This window comes from Proteus faecis (assembly GCF_030286765.1).
GTDB classification, from domain to species: Bacteria; Pseudomonadota; Gammaproteobacteria; order Enterobacterales; family Enterobacteriaceae; genus Proteus; species Proteus faecis.
Window position 1 is genome coordinate 1 of record NZ_JASVWV010000004.1, and the last position, 17,091, is coordinate 17,091.

Consider the following 17,091-nt stretch of genomic DNA (forward strand, 5'->3'; position numbering starts at 1 on the left):
TGGTCGAGATCGTACTTTGTCTGTAGCACCGGAGGGGCAACGATTGAAACGCTCAGAGCCTACGTTCAGAGTCAGTCAACGTCTGATTGATCTTTAAAGCCCTGCGGGCTTTTCGCCTTATATCCCCACCCGCATTGGGCGAGGGTTTACGGCGTTTTTCGCTAAAAACGACTGTTGAGCATTAATAAAAGTGACTATTGAACTAACAAAATCATATAGATAGAAATGAATAAGCAGGCTTAAAAAATGTTACTGATAACATCAAAATACTTAATTAATCGATATATATTTATTTATACAAAGATGTTAATCAAATGATTAAATTTAGCTAATACAAAAACTTAAAGTAACCTTTAAAAACTAGTAACTCTTGTAATAAATCACTTTTCTTTGATGTAAAGCAACTACGACTTTTAGGAAATACGTAGTATCCACATTAACAGTTGGGTTTTATTGCCTACGTTAAAGTAGTTATTTTTTAACAACAATAACAATAATTATTTCTTTATAAGCTTGTTGGCTTCTGTTTCTTCTTAAAATGTAAATAATCAAGTGAGTAATGTATGAAAAACATCAAAGAGATGGCGTTACTTTCCACTCCCTTATCTCGCCGTCGTTTTGTAAAAACAGGTGCAGCGGGTGGTTTAGCAATAACTGCGGGTGGTTTATCCCTTCCCTTTCATCAAGCCGTTGCCTCAGAAACACAATCAACACCAAACAGCGAAAAAGTGGTATGGAGTGCCTGCACAGTAAACTGTGGTAGTCGCTGCCCATTACGTATGCATGTAGTTGATGGCGAAATTAAATATGTAGAAACTGACAATACAGGCAATGATGTCTACGAAGAATTACACCAAGTTCGTGCCTGTTTACGTGGTCGCTCTATGCGTCGCCGTGTTTATAACCCAGATCGTTTACGTTACCCAATGAAACGTGTAGGTAAACGCGGTGAAGGCAAGTTTGAACGTATTTCATGGGATGAAGCGTTTGATACTATTTCAGATACCATGAAACGTTTAATCAAAGATTATGGTAATGAATCTATTTATCTAAACTACGGTACAGGAACTTTAGGTGGCACCATGACAAAGTCTTGGCCACCAGGTGCAACGCTAATTGCACGTTTAATGAATTGTTGTGGCGGTTATCTTAATCATTATGGTGATTACAGTACGGCACAAATCGCAGCGGGTTTAAATTATACCTATGGTGGTTGGGCTGATGGTAATAGCCCTTCAGATATTGAAAACACCAAACTTGTCGTGATGTTCGGTAATAATCCAGGTGAAACACGTATGAGTGGTGGCGGTGTTACCTATTACGTTGAACAAGCACGTGAAAAATCTGATGCAAGAATGATTATCATCGATCCTCGTTATACGGATACCGGTGCGGGTCGTGAAGATGAATGGATCCCTATTCGTCCCGGAACAGATGCTGCATTAGTTAATGCATTAGCTTATGTCATGATCAAAGAAGACTTAGTTGATAAGCCTTTCTTAGATAAATATTGTGTTGGTTATGATGAAACGACTATGCCAGAAGGTGCGCCAAAAAATGGCCACTATAAAGCCTATATTTTAGGTAATGGTGCAGATGGTCAGCCAAAAACGCCTGAATGGGCAGCGCAGATCACGGGTATTCCTGCTTCACGCATTGTTAAATTAGCCCGTGAAATCGCAACAGCGAAACCTGCTTATATTACACAAGGCTGGGGGCCTCAACGTCGTTCTAACGGTGAGCTTACTTCTCGTGCTATCGCAATGCTCTCTATTTTAACGGGGAATGTGGGAATTAACGGCGGTAATACTGGCGCTCGTGAAGGTTCTTACAGTATTCCTTTTGTTCGTATGCCGACTCTAACTAACCCAGTGACCACCAGCATTTCTATGTTTATGTGGACGGATGCCATTTTGCGTGGCCCAGAAATGACAGCAACCCGTGATGGTGTTCGAGGTAAAGACAAGCTTGACGTACCAATCAAAATGGTATGGAACTATGCAGGTAACTGCCTAGTAAACCAACACTCTGAAATCAATCGCACTCATGACATTTTACAAGACGATAAAAAATGCGAAATGATTGTGGTGATCGATAATCATATGACTGCATCAGCTAAATATGCCGATATTCTACTTCCTGATTGCACAGCATCGGAACAGATGGACTTCTGTATGGATGCATCAGCAGGTAATATGTCATATGTTATTTTCGCTGATCAGGCAATCAAACCTCGCTTTGAAAGCCGTAATATCTATGAAATGACAAGCGAAATTGCAAAACGTATGGGGGTGGGTGAAAAATTCACTGAAAACCGTACTCAAGAAGAGTGGCTACGCCATCTTTACGAACAATCTCGTCAAAACTTACCTGAACTACCGACTTTTGAGGAATTCCGTGCTCAAGGTATCTTCAAAAAACGTGACCCTGAAGGTCATCACGTTGCTTATCGCAAATTCCGTGAAGATCCTGCAAACAACCCATTAACAACACCATCAGGTAAAATTGAGATCTATTCTTCTCAACTTGCTGAGATTAAAGCGACATGGGAGCTCGCGTCTGACGATGTGATTGATCCACTGCCTATCTACTCCGCTGGCTTTGAAAGCTATGGCGATCCGGCTATGGAAAAATATCCATTACAAATGACAGGATTCCACTATAAATCACGCACCCACTCAACTTATGGCAACGTTGATGTCTTAAAAGCGGCTTGCCCTCAAGAAATATGGATCAACCCTGTGGATGCATCCAAACGTGGTATTAAACACGGTGATTTAGTGCGTATTTATAACGATCGTGGTGAAGTTCGGATCAATGCGAAAGTTACCCCTCGTATTTTACCGGGCGTAGTCGGTTTAAGTGAAGGTGCTTGGTATAACCCAGATAGTAACCGTATCGATCATGCTGGTAGCATTAACGTGTTAACGACACAACGCCCTTCACCTCTCGCTAAGGGCAATCCTTCTCACAGTAATCTTGTTGAAGTCGTCAAGGCGTAAGGAGTCTGGTTATGTCAACGCAATATGGTTTTTATATTGATTCAAGTCGTTGCACCGGCTGCAAAACCTGTGAACTGGCGTGCAAGGATTTTAAAAATTTATCCCCTGAAGTCAATTTCCGCCGTATCTATGAATATGCTGGTGGTGATTGGACAGAGCAAGATGGTGTTTATACACAGAACGTTTTTGCTTATTACTTATCCATTTCATGTAACCATTGTGATGATCCGGCTTGTGCCAAAGTTTGCCCAAGTGGTGCAATGCATAAGCGCGAAGACGGCTTTGTCGTTGTTAATGAAGATATTTGTATCGGTTGTCGTTATTGTCATATGGCTTGCCCTTACGGTGCTCCACAATTTGATGAAGTCAAAGGTCATATGACCAAATGTGATGGTTGCTATGAACGTGTAGCTGAAGGTAAAAAACCGATTTGTGTCGAATCTTGCCCACTGCGTGCATTGGATATGGCACCGATTGAAGAGTTACGCGCTAAATATGGTGATTTAGCTGAAATTGCACCACTTCCTTCAGCAAAATACACCAAGCCAAATATTGTCCTTAAATTAAATGCCAATAGCCGTCCTGTGGGTGATACCACTGGTCATCTGGCAAACCCAGAGGAGGTGTAAGATGGTGGGATTGCATGAATGGCCACTAATGTTTTTTACCGTTATCGGTCAAAGCGTTGCTGGCGCCTTTATTATTATGGGATGCGCTATTCTTTCGGGTAAGCTCTCCGCCGAAATGAACCGAAAAGTGCATTACAGCATGTTTGGACTCTGGGCATTAATGGGAATTGGCTTTTTATTATCCATGATGCATATGGGAACTCCATTACGTGCATTTAACTCATTACTTCGTTTTGGACACTCATCATTAAGTAATGAAATCGCCAGCGGTTCAATTTTCTTTGCACTGGGGGGAATTTACTGGTTACTGGCTGTACTTAATAAAATGCCTGCTGCATTAGGCAAATTATGGGTCGCACTGGTTATGGTATTAGCCGCCATATTTATTGTGGCGATTTCTCGTGTATACCAAATTGATACTGTTCCGACGTGGTATAACAGCTATACCACATTTAATTTTGTGCTGACCGCATTTATTGCTGGTCCTATTTTAGCCGCGCTCTTAATGCGCATTGCAGGCTTTAACCTAAACTGCGTTAGTGCATTACCACTACTCAGTATTATCGCCATTATTGTGAGTGCTATTGTGGCAATATCACAAGGTTTTGAATTAGGTTCTATTCAAACCTCTGTGCAAAAAGCGGTGGATTTAGTCCCTAACTATGGTGCGCTAATGGGCATTAAATTAGTGGCTTTAGTCTTAGGCTTAAGTTGCTGGATTGCCCCACTGTTACGTAAAAACAACCCTTCTGTTGCTTTGTTAGCATTGGGCTTTATTTTAGTGTTTGCTGGTGAGTTTATAGGACGCGGTGTGTTCTATGGTTTACATATGACTGTCGGTATGGCAGTAGTTGGTTAATTAATTTCTCACCCTTCTAAACCGCTGTAATAGTTAAAAAGTACGTTCTTTTTATCTGTTATAGCGGTTTCTCTTTTATATTACGGTATCGCTCTTTTTTAATCTTCGTCATTATGTTTAGATAGAAAATCGCATATAGTAAAGACAATAAATCTAAGCGGATTATAAAAATATTATGGAACAACAACTTATTACTAATATTTCTCTCACTGCCCGTATTTTAGGCGCTGCATTTTATTACGCACCTACTGAGAAAAGTGACATTGTCGAACTGCTGTCTAGTCAAAAGTGGGTTGAAGAATGGCCTTATGGCAGTGATGAGGAAAAACAACGTATTGCTAGCCTTCTTTCACAAACCACATTAGAGGAAGAAACGTTAGCACAGGCATATCAACGTTTATTTGTCGGTCCTTACGCACTGCCTGCACCACCTTGGGGCTCTGTTTACCTTGATCATGAAAATGTATTATTTGGTAACTCAACATTAGATTTACGCGAATGGATGCTAGAAAATGGTATTGATATTGCATTAACTCAAAATGAGCCAGAAGATCATATTGGTTTAATGATAATGATGGTGGCATGGATTGCAGAAACTCGCCCTGAAAAATTAAATGAGTTATTAGCAGAACACTTACTGCCATGGGCTTATCGTTATTTAGAGAAGTTATCTCTGCAAGGTGCATTCCCTTATTATGAAGGTTTAGCCATGTTGACGACATTAACACTAAAAAACTGGCAATCTCAGTTAAATGTTAAACCTGCTGAAAAACAGCTATTTTGTTGATTAATAAATAGATAGCAAAAATAAAAAGCCCTAAAAGTGAATGTTAAAATGACCCTGTAACATTCAATTCTTTTAGGGCTTTTACTTATAAAATGAATATTTAAGACTGTTTTGACCAAATTTGGTAAAGTGTAGGGTGTGCTTCATCTTCGGTTTTTATCTGTATAAATTGCAGACCATCTTGTTGTTCTGGTGCCTTTCTTAATGCTTGAGCAATCGTAGAAGTCGATAATCCATAAGGCTTGGCATCTGCATCCGAATAAGCATAAAAAATCTTAGAAATCCCGGCCATACGCATTGCCGCAAGACACATTGGGCAAGGTTGTCCACTAGCATAAACAACACAATCATCTAACTTTGGCCGTCCTAATACCTTGCCTGCTTCCCGTAATGCTAATAATTCAGCATGCGCAGTAGGATCATTTGTCTCTATTATCTGATTAACCGCACTTGCAATCACTTGACCATTATTCACAATGACAGCACCAAATGGTCTTCCCCCTACTTTCACATTATCCAGAGCAAGCGAAATGGCTTGTTGTATAAACTGTTTATCTAACATTATTCTGCCCCCGCCTGTTTAAGAATATTAACGATGTTTGTATAACCTTTATCCTTTGCTAAGGTTAATGGTGTTTGACCTGAAGCATCGGCAAGGTTGACATTAGCGCCACCCTCTATAAGTAAAGTCACAATATCTTCATATTTTTGGCTACCATCACCTAAGATAATGGCTTCAATTAAAGCTGTCCAACCTAAACGATTAATATGATCAACATCTACACCCGCATCAATTAATGTTTTTACCGTTTTTACATGTCCTCGCTCAGAAGCTGGAATTAATGCTGTTCCACCATAACGATTCACACTTTTAAGAGAAGCGCCATGTGATAAAGTTAATTCTAAGATCTCCTGTAATCCTCTCGCTCCCGAATAAAGATAAGGTGAATCTTGAATCGCATCACGAGCATTAACATCGGCACCTTGTTCAATAAGATATTTTGCAACATCAATTTGGTTAGCATGTGTGGCAGCCATTAAAGGGGTGCGCAATTTTAGATCTCGCTGTTCTATATTCGCACCTTGTTCTATCTGACGCTTTAATTCAGATAAATTCCCTTCTTGTGCCAATGTAACTAAATATGCTTTATCAGAATTAGCCATCACTTTAACCATAAAGATAAATGAAATTATTAACAGGCTTGAGAAATATAAAAACCATTTAGCCTTTAGATAGAGAGTATTCATTCAATATCTCCTAGAAAATGCTAATTTTGGCTCACTTAATTAGCATACTATTTAAACTTATAATTATATCTAACAAAGCGATGACATTATTTCAACAAATCAATAGGTAATTAACTGCCTATCAAGTCATTTTTATACTTTTTTTACACTTCCCCAGTCTCTTTTATCAACATCTTTACAGACCTTTAAGTACGCTTACTGAATCTAAATAGATGAAGGATAGTTCTGATGTTGATATTCGGTGCTGTGACGTTAGTTGTTTTGCTCACTGCTTATCTTATCTATGTGTTATTTAACGCAGAGGCATTTTAAAAATGGCAACAACGATGTTGATATATCTTGCTGTTTTTCTGGTCACATTATTTGTGATAGGGAAAATGCTTGGACATTATTTAGCTCGCCTTATCGAAGGTGATTTACCTCATTGGATCACCCAAACTGAACATGTTATTTGGCGTTGTTGTGGTTTTAAGCCAGCAGGAAAAACCATCCAGCCAATGAGCTGGTATCACTATATGTTTGCCCTACTTATTTTTAATTTAATGGGTGCAATTCTATTATTTGTCATATTACTTAACCAAGGCTATTTACCTTTAAATCCTCAATTTGCTCCTAATATGAGTTGGGATTTAGCGTTAAATACCACAGTTAGTTTTATTACTAATACTAATTGGCAAGCTTACAGCGGAGAAACCGCAGTGAGTTATTTAAGTCAAATGACAGGGCTTGCAGTACAAAACTTCTTATCTGCAACAACAGGCATAGCTGTCGCTTTTGTTTTAATTCGAGCGCTAACACAGTCATCTTGTACTTCATTAGGCAATGCTTGGGTTGATATCGGACGCATTACATTATATGTGCTACTCCCTTTATCAATTATTTGGTCTCTGTTATTCGTCAGCCAAGGCGTCATACAAAACTTTCACCCAGCAGTATTAAGCCAAGGCCTTGATGGGCAACAACAATGGTTGCCAATGGGACCTGTGGCATCTCAAGAAGCGATAAAACTATTGGGTACAAATGGTGGTGGCTATTTTGCGGCAAACTCTGCCCATCCTTATGAAAATCCAACATCATTAAGTAACTTTTTGCAGATACTTGCCATATTTCTTATTCCTACCGCCTTATGTTTTGCCTTTGGCCGTTTAAGTGGAACGCAACGCCAAGGTCATACGTTGCTTTGGACTATGACACTAATTTTTATTGTTGCTGTTACTGTTATCACGTGGGCTGAATGGCAAGGAAACCCAGAATTTATCTTTGCAGGTACAGATAGCTCGCTGAATATGGAAGGCAAAGAAACACGCTTTGGCATAATAGGTAGTGCTATTTTTGTTGCCGTCACAACAGCAGCATCTTGTGGCGCAGTTAATGCCATGCATGACTCATTAACGGCTTTAGGTGGCATGGTGCCAATGTGGTTAATGCAAACAGGAGAAGTGGTATTTGGTGGTGTAGGATCAGGGTTTTACGGCATGATCCTCTATGTATTATTAGCTGTGTTTATCGCTGGATTAATGGTTGGTCGAGCACCTGAATATCTGGGTAAAAAGATAGGTGTTGCCGAAATGAAATGGGTAGCCGTTGCTATTTTAATTTCTCCCGCCGTTATTTTATTAGGTACAACCCTCGCCTTATTTACCGATATTGGTCGTGAAGCCATTTTGAATCCAGGACCTCATGGTTTTAGTGAAGTGTTATATGCCTTTACTTCTGCGGCTAATAATAATGGTAGTGCTTTTGCAGGGCTTAACGCCAACTCACCCTTCTATAATTTATTATTAGGACTTTCCATGTTGATTGGTCGCTTTGGTGTCATGTTACCTGTTTTAGCTATTGCAGGTAGTTTAGCCGTGAAAAAGCGTCAGCCAGAAAGTTTGGCAACACTCTCTACCACTTCACCGCTATTTATTTTGTTATTGATCCTCACAGTATTAATGATCGGCGCGTTGACTTTTGTTCCGGCATTAGCACTTGGCCCTATTGCAGAACACTTACAGCTGTTTTGGGCGAAATAAGGAAACGTATCATGAAAACAACCCAACTATTTGACAGAAAAACCGTGATATCGGCTTTCTTTGATGCAATAAAAAAATGCACACCTCAAGCACAATGGCGTAACCCTGTGATGTTTATTGTTTATGTTGGTGCGCTTTTAACGACCGGAATTTGGATTGCTTCGTTGTTAGGTTATCTCCCAGATGATAATCACTTTACTTTACAAGTGATGTTTTGGTTATGGGTAACATTGTTATTTGCCAATTTTGCTGAGTCATTGGCAGAAAGTCGAAGTAAAGCACAAGCTGCTAGCTTACGTGGCGCGAAACAACAATCCAAAGCGGTGCGTTTACATCACGCAGACATTAACGCCCCGAAAGAAACCGTTGACTCTTTTTCATTACATAAAGGTGATATTGTTTTAGTCAACGCCGGCGAAGCTATTCCTTGCGATGGTGAAGTAATAGAAGGTGGTGCCTCTGTTGATGAAAGTGCGATTACGGGCGAATCAGCGCCTGTGATCCGTGAATCAGGCGGTGACTTTTCTTCTGTAACGGGAGGAACGCGAGTATTGTCAGATTGGCTGATTATTCGTTGTACTGCTGAAGCAGGTAATTCATTTCTCGACCGCATGATTGGAATGGTAGAAGGTGCTAAGCGTAGAAAAACGCCGAATGAAGTTGCTTTAACTATCTTATTAACAGCACTGACACTTATTTTCTTATTGGCTTGTATCACCCTTTATCCATTTAGTGTTTTTGCGGTTGAGTTCCAAGGGCATGGTAATGTTATTTCTGTTGTCACTTTAATTGCTCTATTAGTGTGTCTTATTCCTACCACGATTGGCGGTTTACTTTCATCAATCGGTGTGGCTGGCATGAGCCGAATGCTTGATGCCAATGTAATTGCAACTAGTGGACGTGCTGTTGAAGCCGCAGGTGATGTTGATGTCTTACTGCTTGATAAAACAGGCACAATTACACTGGGCAATCGCCAAGCTTCTCGTTTTATCCCTCTTTCAGGTATTAGCGAAAAACAGCTTGCTGACGCAGCACAGCTAAGTTCGCTTGCAGATGAAACGCCGGAAGGCAGAAGTATCGTGATCCTCGCTAAACAGCGTTTTAATTTGCGTGAACGTGATTTAGCGTCAATTGGTGCTTCTTTTATTCCCTTCTCTGCAATGACAAGAATGAGTGGCGTTAATTTAGGAGATCGCTTGATCCGTAAAGGTTCCGTTGATGCTATTCGCCGCCATATTGAAGTCAGTCACGGCCATTTTCCCGATGAAGTCACCACGATAGTAGAACAAGTCGCCAGAACAGGTGGGACACCGCTGGTGGTCGTTGAAAATCAGAAAATCTTAGGTGTTGTTGAACTTAAAGATATTGTGAAAGGTGGAATAAAAGAACGCTTTGCTCAACTTCGCCAAATGGGTATAAAAACCGTGATGATCACGGGTGATAATCATCTTACGGCTGCAGCTATCGCAGCAGAATCTGGTGTGGATGATTTTCTGGCTGAAGCAACACCAGAGGCAAAATTAGCATTAATTCGTCAATATCAATCAGAAGGTCGATTAGTCGCAATGACAGGTGACGGTACTAATGATGCACCAGCCTTAGCACAAGCTGATGTTGCTGTTGCAATGAATTCAGGTACACAAGCTGCCAAAGAAGCGGGAAATATGGTTGATTTAGATTCTAATCCAACAAAACTGATCGAAGTTGTGCATATTGGTAAACAAATGCTAATGACACGAGGTGCGTTAACGACATTTAGTATTTCTAACGATATCGCCAAATATTTCGCCATTATTCCTGCTGCTTTCGCGGTCACCTACCCGCAACTCAACATGCTTAATGTCATGAACTTACATTCACCCGCATCTGCAATGCTATCTGCGGTTATTTTTAATGCCTTAATTATTGTCTTTTTGATCCCTCTGGCTCTTAAAGGCGTTCATTATCGTCCGGTTTCAGCACACTCATTATTGCGCCGTAACCTCTCTTTATACGGGATCAGCGGGTTATTAGTTCCTTTTATTGGCATTAAAATCATCGACATGATCTTAACGTTGATTGGTTTTTAAGGAGTTGTATATGCATCTATTTCGTTCATCATTAGTGATGTTATTATTACTCACACTAATAACTGGACTCGCCTATCCTTTACTTGTTACTGGATTAGCCAATCTTATTTTTCCATGGCAAGCTAACGGTTCACTGATTTATCAAGATAATAAACTGATTGGTTCTAAACTGATTGGGCAGCAATTTACGCGAGATGATTATTTTAAAAGTCGCCCATCAATGACGGCAGAAATGCCCTATAACAGTATGGCATCAGGTGCCAGCCAATTAGCTGCATCAAATCCATTACTTCTTAATGAGATAACTAAACGTATCCAAATATGGAAAAAAGAAACACATAATCAACACGTTGTTCCTGTTGATTTGGTCACGGCATCAGGAAGTGGACTTGATCCTCATATTTCCTTACAAGCCGCTTATTATCAAATTGAAAATATTGCATATTCTCGCAAACTCACTAAAAATGAAATTGAGCAATTAATAAAAGACAATACAACATCACCACTCATGTCATTTATGGGTGAACCTGTTGTGAATGTGTTTATGCTAAATCAGGCACTTGATAAGTTAAGTGCAGAAAAGCAGCAAAAAGTGAGTACTCAATAAAATGGAACTCGATCAGCAATGGCAACGTCCTTCACCCGATGATTTACTTGCTTCAACGCGAACAACAACTCGTGGACGACTAAAAATATTTTTTGGTGCTTGTGCGGGGGTTGGGAAAACTTACGCCATGTTGCAAGAAGCTCAACGTCTCCACCAGCAAGGTATTGATGTGCTTGCTGGTGTTGTTGAAACGCACCAAAGGCAAGAAACGGCCGCGTTACTTCGTGGGTTACCTTTATTGCCACCACAACGTATTCATCACCATGGTAGAAAGCTTGTAGCGTTTGATTTAGATGCCGCATTAGCTAGACATCCGGCGGTGATCTTAATGGATGAGCTGGCATTTAGTAATCCTCATAAATGTCGGCACCCTAAGCGTTGGCAAGATGTGGAAGAATTGTTGGATGCAGGTATTGATGTACTTGCCACAATAAATGTACAACACATCGAAAGCCTTAACGATATCGTGGGAAGTATTACAGGAATTCGTGTCCAAGAGACGATCCCTGATTATATTTTTGATAGTGCCGATGAAGTGGTTATGGTGGATTTACCACCTGATGATCTACAACAACGTTTACATGAAGGCAAAGTCTATCTAGCCGGACAAGCAGAACGAGCTATTGAACACTTTTTTCGTAAAGGTAATTTAATCGCGTTACGAGAATTAGCTTTACGCCGTATGGCAGATAGAGTTGATACACAAGTCAAAGAGTTTCGAGATAGTCAAGGAACGGCACCGGTTTGGCACACTACAGATAGTTTAATGGTATGTCTTGGTGCTCATGGCGGTAACGACAAATTAGTTCGCACAGCAGCGCGTTATGCTGCTGCTTTTGGCTGCCAATGGCATGCTATTTATGTTGAAACACCTAAGCTTCATCAAATTGGAGAGCATAAACGCAGAGCTATTTTACACTCTTTAAAATTAGCACAACATCTAGGTGCAAGAACCGCGATCCTTTCTGATAACCAAGCTGAAAAGGCCGTGATCCGTTACGCCAGAGAGCATAATCTTGGAAAAGTGATTATTGGTCAACGTGCTTACCAGAAATGGCAATGGTTAAAACGCTGGATACGGATGCGTTTTGCAGAAAAATTAGCACGCTATGCACCTGATCTCCATGTTATCAGTGTTGCCCTCAATGATGAGGACATACGTTATAAAACCAAAGCAACGCCACTGCAAAATAATGAGAAATGGCGACAAGAAATAAGAGGCTATCTCACTGCGATTGGATTATGTTTAGCAATCACTTTATTTTCTCGCACATTTCTACTAGCACTTGATAAAGCTAATTTAGTGACACTCTATTTGTTGGGTGTTGTATTAATTGCCCTCTTTTTTGGCCGTCGCCCTTCTATTTTTGCGGCATTAATCAACGTTATTAGTTTTGACTTATTTTTTGTACAACCTCACTTTTCGCTGGCTGTACTCGACATGCAGTATTTGATCACTTTTACTGTGATGCTTATTGTCGGATTAGTGGTTGGTAATTTAACTGCGGGTATGCGTTATCAAACTCGTGTTGCACGTTATCGAGAACAGCGTACTCGCCACTTATTTGAAATGACAAGAGAACTGGGTCGAGCGGTAACGCTACAAGATGTTGTTCGTACCAGTTACCATTTTTTATCAAGTGCATTCGATGCCAAAGTTTGCTTGTTACTCCCCAACAAACAAGGTGAATTAACTCCTTTTCATGCGCAAGGTATGGAGCATTTACCTATTGATAATGCCATTGCACGCTGGTGTTGTGATAAAGACCAAATTGCAGGTGCAGGCACAGATACTCTACCAAGTGTGCCTTACCAATTACATCCAATTACCGCCTCTCAACAAGTTTTAGCTATTTTAGCGATTGAACCAAATAATCTTCGCCAACTACTTATCCCTGAACAACAGCAATTATTGCAAACTTTCAACGGTTTGATTGCTAATGCGCTTGAGCGATTACAACAGGCTGAAATTGCAGAACAATCTCGAATTAATATCGAACGAGAACAATTAAGAAATGCATTATTAGCCGCACTTTCTCATGACTTAAAAACACCGCTTACTGTGCTTTTTGGACAATCAGAGATTTTGCTTCTCGATTTAAGTGCTGAAGGTTCATCCCATACAGAGCAAGTCAACCAAATTCGACAGCAGATCCTTACAACCTCAAGATTAGTCAATAATTTACTTGATATGGCACGTATTCAATCCGGTGGCATTCAAGTGAATTTACAATGGAATTCGCTACAAGAAATAACAGGAAGTGCCATTCGTTCTCTCTCTTATTTACTTGATAAACATCCATTACAAATTGATATTTCTGCTGATTTATTGCTTTATTGCGATGGTAATTTAATTGAACGAGTTATCACGAACTTACTTGAAAACGCAGTGAAATATACGACATCAAACACAAAGCTCGGAGTAAAAGCCTATATTGAAGCTGCTAAGATTCATGTTGAAGTATGGGATGAAGGCCATGGGATCCCTACTGACCAACTACAACTTATTTTTAATAAATTTTCACGTGCAGTAAAAGAATCCGCAATTCCTGGTGTTGGATTAGGTTTAGCAATATGTAGCGCCATTATTCACTTACATGAAGGTGAAATTTGGGCTGAAAACAATAAAAAAGGTGGAGCAAGTTTCCACTTTGTTCTACCTTTAAAATCACTCCCTGATATTGATGAGATTGAAATAAAACAGTGACTCCATATAACATTTTAATTATTGAAGATGAAAAAGAGATCTTACGCTTTGTTCGACTCGCTTTAGAGAACGAAGGATTTCGTGTTTATGAAGCCAATGAATGTCAACGAGGACTAATTGAAGCTGCATCAAGAAAACCTGATTTAGTTATTCTTGATCTGGGTTTGCCTGATAAAGATGGCCTCTGTTTTATTCAGGATTTTCGCCAATGGAGTAGTACACCCGTTATCGTACTATCAGCGCGAGATTCAGAGCAAGATAAAGTGAAAGCACTTGATGCAGGAGCGGATGATTATCTGACGAAACCTTTTGGTATTAGTGAACTACTCGCCAGAATCAGAGCATCACTACGCCGTTTTGTTAAACAAGAAACACAAAGTACACAATTTACTTTTGGTGATATTACGATTGATTGGGTTAATCGTCTTGTTACTCGTCAAAATGAGCCCGTTCATTTAACGCCGACAGAATTTCGTTTGCTAAGTGAATTGGTTAATAACAGTGGTAAAGTACTTACTCAACGGCATTTAATGCAACACGTTTGGGGACCTAATTTCGTTGAACATAGTCACTATTTGCGTATTTATATGGGGCATTTACGCCAAAAACTAGAAACCGATCCCGCATGTCCGGTGCATTTAATGACAGAAACGGGGATCGGCTATCGATTTATGCCTTAACTAAGGCTATTGGAGAAGAAATAAGGTTAATCTATTAATTAATCCGTTTTCTTATTTATACAATATATACATGCCTAACCTGCGTAAGAACTCACCTGACCATCAAGTAAATGCTAATCTAAAATTTCAACGATAGCCGCACCCACCTTGGTATCATCCGAGTTAGTTACATTAACTCTGTAGTAGTAAAATGATCGTTCGGGTGCTTGAACAATAATCGTGTCATTAGGTTCAACCCAATATGTGGTATCGGGATAAAAAACATGTGATGGTGGTGCCCAGTAATTCACAACTTCTAATTTCGTTTCACCATTATTAGTAACAATTACACTTTTAGAAACTGTTGGAATGATAGGCTCAGCATCGTCCCATACTGTAACTGTTTCCAAAGGTTGAATAACATAATTAGTCGACATAATGCACCTCCTTAACTGTTTTTATATAGGCTGCTGACATATTGCATCGCAAGTTCATTATTATATATTGCTGAAATCGCTAACCCACACATTTGATGGCCAGATGATTGAATATATCCTGCAGCATCAGAGACCACATACATGGAGTTAATTGAAAATGGGCTGACTAAAGTGACTTCTTGCATAGAGTCATCATCAGGATGCTGACCTGCTACCATTGTATTATTAAGATTAGTGGTGAACTCAATTTGTGAAACAAAAGACTCCGATCTCACGGACACCTGATTAATAAACTCACCACCATCAACATTAATACTCATGGTGTTTTGTCCAACATTGAATGAATCATTGTTATTTGGCGTCATACCCATTTCATATTGTTCATCAGACCCACTACAGGTAAACATTAACCCAGTAGTTCGATGTGACACGGACAGGTCTGTATAAACATCGATAAAATTAATATAGCCATCTGGATAAGATGTTGGCTCCTGATATAAAGATCCCAGGATGTTTGTAGAAGGCATCATTGAGTTATCAGCTACTTCAGCAAATGCCATAGGCACTGAGTAATTTTGCCCGTCTAGGCTTATAAGCTTATAGAAAGATCCTGCTGCCATGGCTGGAACGTAGTAATTTTCCAGCGGGGCTGGCGCATTATAGTCTTCATAATCCTCTGACCATAGCTCATTAAATAAAGACACACTTGTTCCATAATATAACTTCACACTAAAGTAGGTCTGTATGTTGTTAAGATAAGTACTGCCTATTGACGAATTTATTGGAGATAAATAACTCTTGGAGCATTGAACATCAGATTGAAGCAATGACTTTAATTGATTAACTTGATCTTGAATTAATCCTAATTCATTAGAGTATTTAATCCCTTCAAGATATAAGGCAATTTTTAAATTCATAACGGCGACAAAAAGTGGAGCAAATGCATATTTGAAATTAGTCCCTTTTATTTTGAAGTTTTCTTCAATTCCAACTATATCTACAACCACTGTCATCAGTTCAGGGCCAGCCGTATCATACTGGGCATTAATTAACTGGTCATTGATAAATGATACTTTATCCTGAAGCTCGCTTACTGCGGCCACAAGGCGATCCCAGTCGTCCTCTTGAATATCTTCATTTATAAGGCTTTGAACTTCCTGTTTAATCGTACTCCATATATCTTCCTTATCTGTTGGCCATAAAAGGCCAAAAATGGTGCTTAGTACACCTCCGACAACTGGAATCTGACTGATACCATAATGTATTATCGCACCGATATCGGATAAACCATCATTAAGCTTAAGTGTAGATGACATATTTAACCTCTTAAATTATAGCAATGATAAAAAAACAGAATGAGTAACTTAATATGTTTTCTCTCTATTAGTTTCCACCCTTGCCAGAAACTAATTAATTAAAAACCAATAAGAAAATCTTATCTTTTATAGTACGGATGTATATGACTTTTCAAAGGGAAATGTAATAAATTCAACGCAAGGCAAGGTTTCGCAAGTTATTTCTATAATTTTCTTATATTTCAGTGACTTTTTCTAAAAATAGTCTATGCTTTGTTCAGGCAGTCTCTTAGCATTAAATTGTCATCAGGGGCGCTGTTGGTTAACCAAAAACCACCATCATTCTACTGTTCTCTTTAAGTATCACAAATTGATCTTCAGTTATTACATCACCATTAGGTTGTGATTCTAAGCGTGTATATCCGACTGTATGTCTATTATTTGATAAAACACCATCAGAATAAAAAACAAAATGCTGTTTACTTCTATCTATTGTTAAACCAGTATTATTCTCTAAAAACGTTGATGCCAAAATAACAAATAATTTATCTCTAATTGGTTTAACATCCATTATATCCTATGCAATTTTTTCTTCTTTATTAAATTTCCTTTCTCTTATTACTTTTTTTAATATTTTAATTGTTCTCATTAAACCAGCCTTATTAAAAATAAATTTAACTCAATCAATAAAAATATATAAATTATGTCATTAAAGTAATGGATAAAATCCTTTATTAATAAATTTTATTTAACGTCTTAATTTAAATAAATTAT

Annotated in this window: 16 protein-coding genes; 11 read left to right on the top strand and 5 right to left on the bottom strand. The window is 39.1% G+C overall.

Going from position 1 to position 17,091, the window contains the following annotated elements:
• The 5 genes from QSH13_RS07090 to dmsD form a co-directional block, all read left to right on the top strand.
• On the top strand, positions 1-90 hold a 90-nt coding region (locus QSH13_RS07090; RefSeq protein WP_286039033.1), incomplete at its 5' end, for a transposase.
• 473 nt (positions 91-563) lie between these two features.
• Complete coding sequence (gene dmsA, locus QSH13_RS07095; RefSeq protein WP_109397466.1) at positions 564-3,002, top strand: dimethylsulfoxide reductase subunit A; 2,439 nt, start codon at positions 564-566, stop codon at positions 3,000-3,002.
• A gap of 11 nt (positions 3,003-3,013) precedes the next feature.
• Positions 3,014-3,631 (top strand): DMSO/selenate family reductase complex B subunit, encoded by a 618-nt coding sequence (locus QSH13_RS07100; protein ID WP_023582154.1) that lies wholly within the window; start codon positions 3,014-3,016, stop codon positions 3,629-3,631.
• A gap of 1 nt (position 3,632) precedes the next feature.
• Complete coding sequence (locus tag QSH13_RS07105; protein WP_286039031.1) at positions 3,633-4,490, top strand: DmsC/YnfH family molybdoenzyme membrane anchor subunit; 858 nt, start codon at positions 3,633-3,635, stop codon at positions 4,488-4,490.
• Positions 4,491-4,665: 175 nt separating this feature from the next.
• Complete coding sequence (gene dmsD, locus QSH13_RS07110) at positions 4,666-5,277, top strand: Tat proofreading chaperone DmsD (protein WP_109397468.1); 612 nt, start codon at positions 4,666-4,668, stop codon at positions 5,275-5,277.
• A 100-nt stretch (positions 5,278-5,377) separates the two neighbouring features.
• On the opposite strand, the gene QSH13_RS07115 is transcribed toward dmsD, so the two are convergent.
• Positions 5,378-5,839, bottom strand: coding sequence for a nucleoside deaminase (locus QSH13_RS07115; RefSeq protein ID WP_109397469.1), 462 nt, complete (start codon positions 5,837-5,839; stop codon positions 5,378-5,380).
• Positions 5,839-6,525, bottom strand: coding sequence for an ankyrin repeat domain-containing protein (locus tag QSH13_RS07120; RefSeq protein WP_109397470.1), 687 nt, complete (start codon positions 6,523-6,525; stop codon positions 5,839-5,841). Before QSH13_RS07120 ends, QSH13_RS07115 begins: the two co-directional genes overlap by 1 nt.
• Before the next feature lie 228 nt (positions 6,526-6,753).
• Here QSH13_RS07120 and QSH13_RS18540 point away from each other — a divergent pair, with 228 nt between their 5' ends.
• The 6 genes from QSH13_RS18540 to kdpE are packed head-to-tail and all read left to right on the top strand — an operon-like array spanning position 6,754 to position 14,606.
• The gene (locus tag QSH13_RS18540; RefSeq protein ID WP_100158289.1) at positions 6,754-6,837 is read left to right on the top strand and encodes a potassium-transporting ATPase subunit F; all 84 of its coding nucleotides are present in this window, start codon (positions 6,754-6,756) and stop codon (positions 6,835-6,837) included.
• Between the two features lie 2 nt (positions 6,838-6,839).
• Positions 6,840-8,543: a potassium-transporting ATPase subunit KdpA gene (kdpA, locus tag QSH13_RS07125; RefSeq protein WP_109397471.1), complete on the top strand. Its 1,704-nt coding sequence runs from the start codon at positions 6,840-6,842 to the stop codon at positions 8,541-8,543.
• Positions 8,544-8,554: 11 nt separating this feature from the next.
• Positions 8,555-10,612, top strand: a complete 2,058-nt coding sequence (gene kdpB / locus QSH13_RS07130; RefSeq protein ID WP_109397472.1) for a potassium-transporting ATPase subunit KdpB — start codon at positions 8,555-8,557, stop codon at positions 10,610-10,612.
• A gap of 10 nt (positions 10,613-10,622) precedes the next feature.
• Positions 10,623-11,219 (top strand): potassium-transporting ATPase subunit KdpC, encoded by a 597-nt coding sequence (kdpC, locus tag QSH13_RS07135; protein WP_109397473.1) that lies wholly within the window; start codon positions 10,623-10,625, stop codon positions 11,217-11,219.
• Between the two features lies 1 nt (position 11,220).
• Entirely contained in the window at positions 11,221-13,926 is a 2,706-nt protein-coding gene (gene kdpD / locus QSH13_RS07140; protein ID WP_286039029.1) for a two-component system sensor histidine kinase KdpD, read from the top strand.
• Positions 13,923-14,606: a two-component system response regulator KdpE gene (gene kdpE, locus QSH13_RS07145; RefSeq protein ID WP_109397475.1), complete on the top strand. Its 684-nt coding sequence runs from the start codon at positions 13,923-13,925 to the stop codon at positions 14,604-14,606. Before kdpD ends, kdpE begins: the two co-directional genes overlap by 4 nt.
• 113 nt (positions 14,607-14,719) lie before the next feature.
• Here kdpE and QSH13_RS07150 read toward each other — a convergent pair whose 3' ends face one another.
• From QSH13_RS07150 to QSH13_RS07160, 3 genes are all read right to left on the bottom strand, one after another.
• A complete protein-coding gene (locus QSH13_RS07150; protein WP_109397476.1) occupies positions 14,720-15,022 on the bottom strand; it encodes a hypothetical protein in 303 nt (100 codons plus the stop codon).
• Between the two features lie 11 nt (positions 15,023-15,033).
• On the bottom strand, positions 15,034-16,338 hold the full coding sequence (locus QSH13_RS07155) for an insecticidal delta-endotoxin Cry8Ea1 family protein (protein WP_286039028.1): 1,305 nt from the start codon (positions 16,336-16,338) through the stop codon (positions 15,034-15,036).
• A 301-nt stretch (positions 16,339-16,639) separates the two neighbouring features.
• Positions 16,640-16,888 (bottom strand): hypothetical protein, encoded by a 249-nt coding sequence (locus QSH13_RS07160; RefSeq protein WP_196544507.1) that lies wholly within the window; start codon positions 16,886-16,888, stop codon positions 16,640-16,642.
• Positions 16,889-17,091 lie beyond the last annotated feature (203 nt).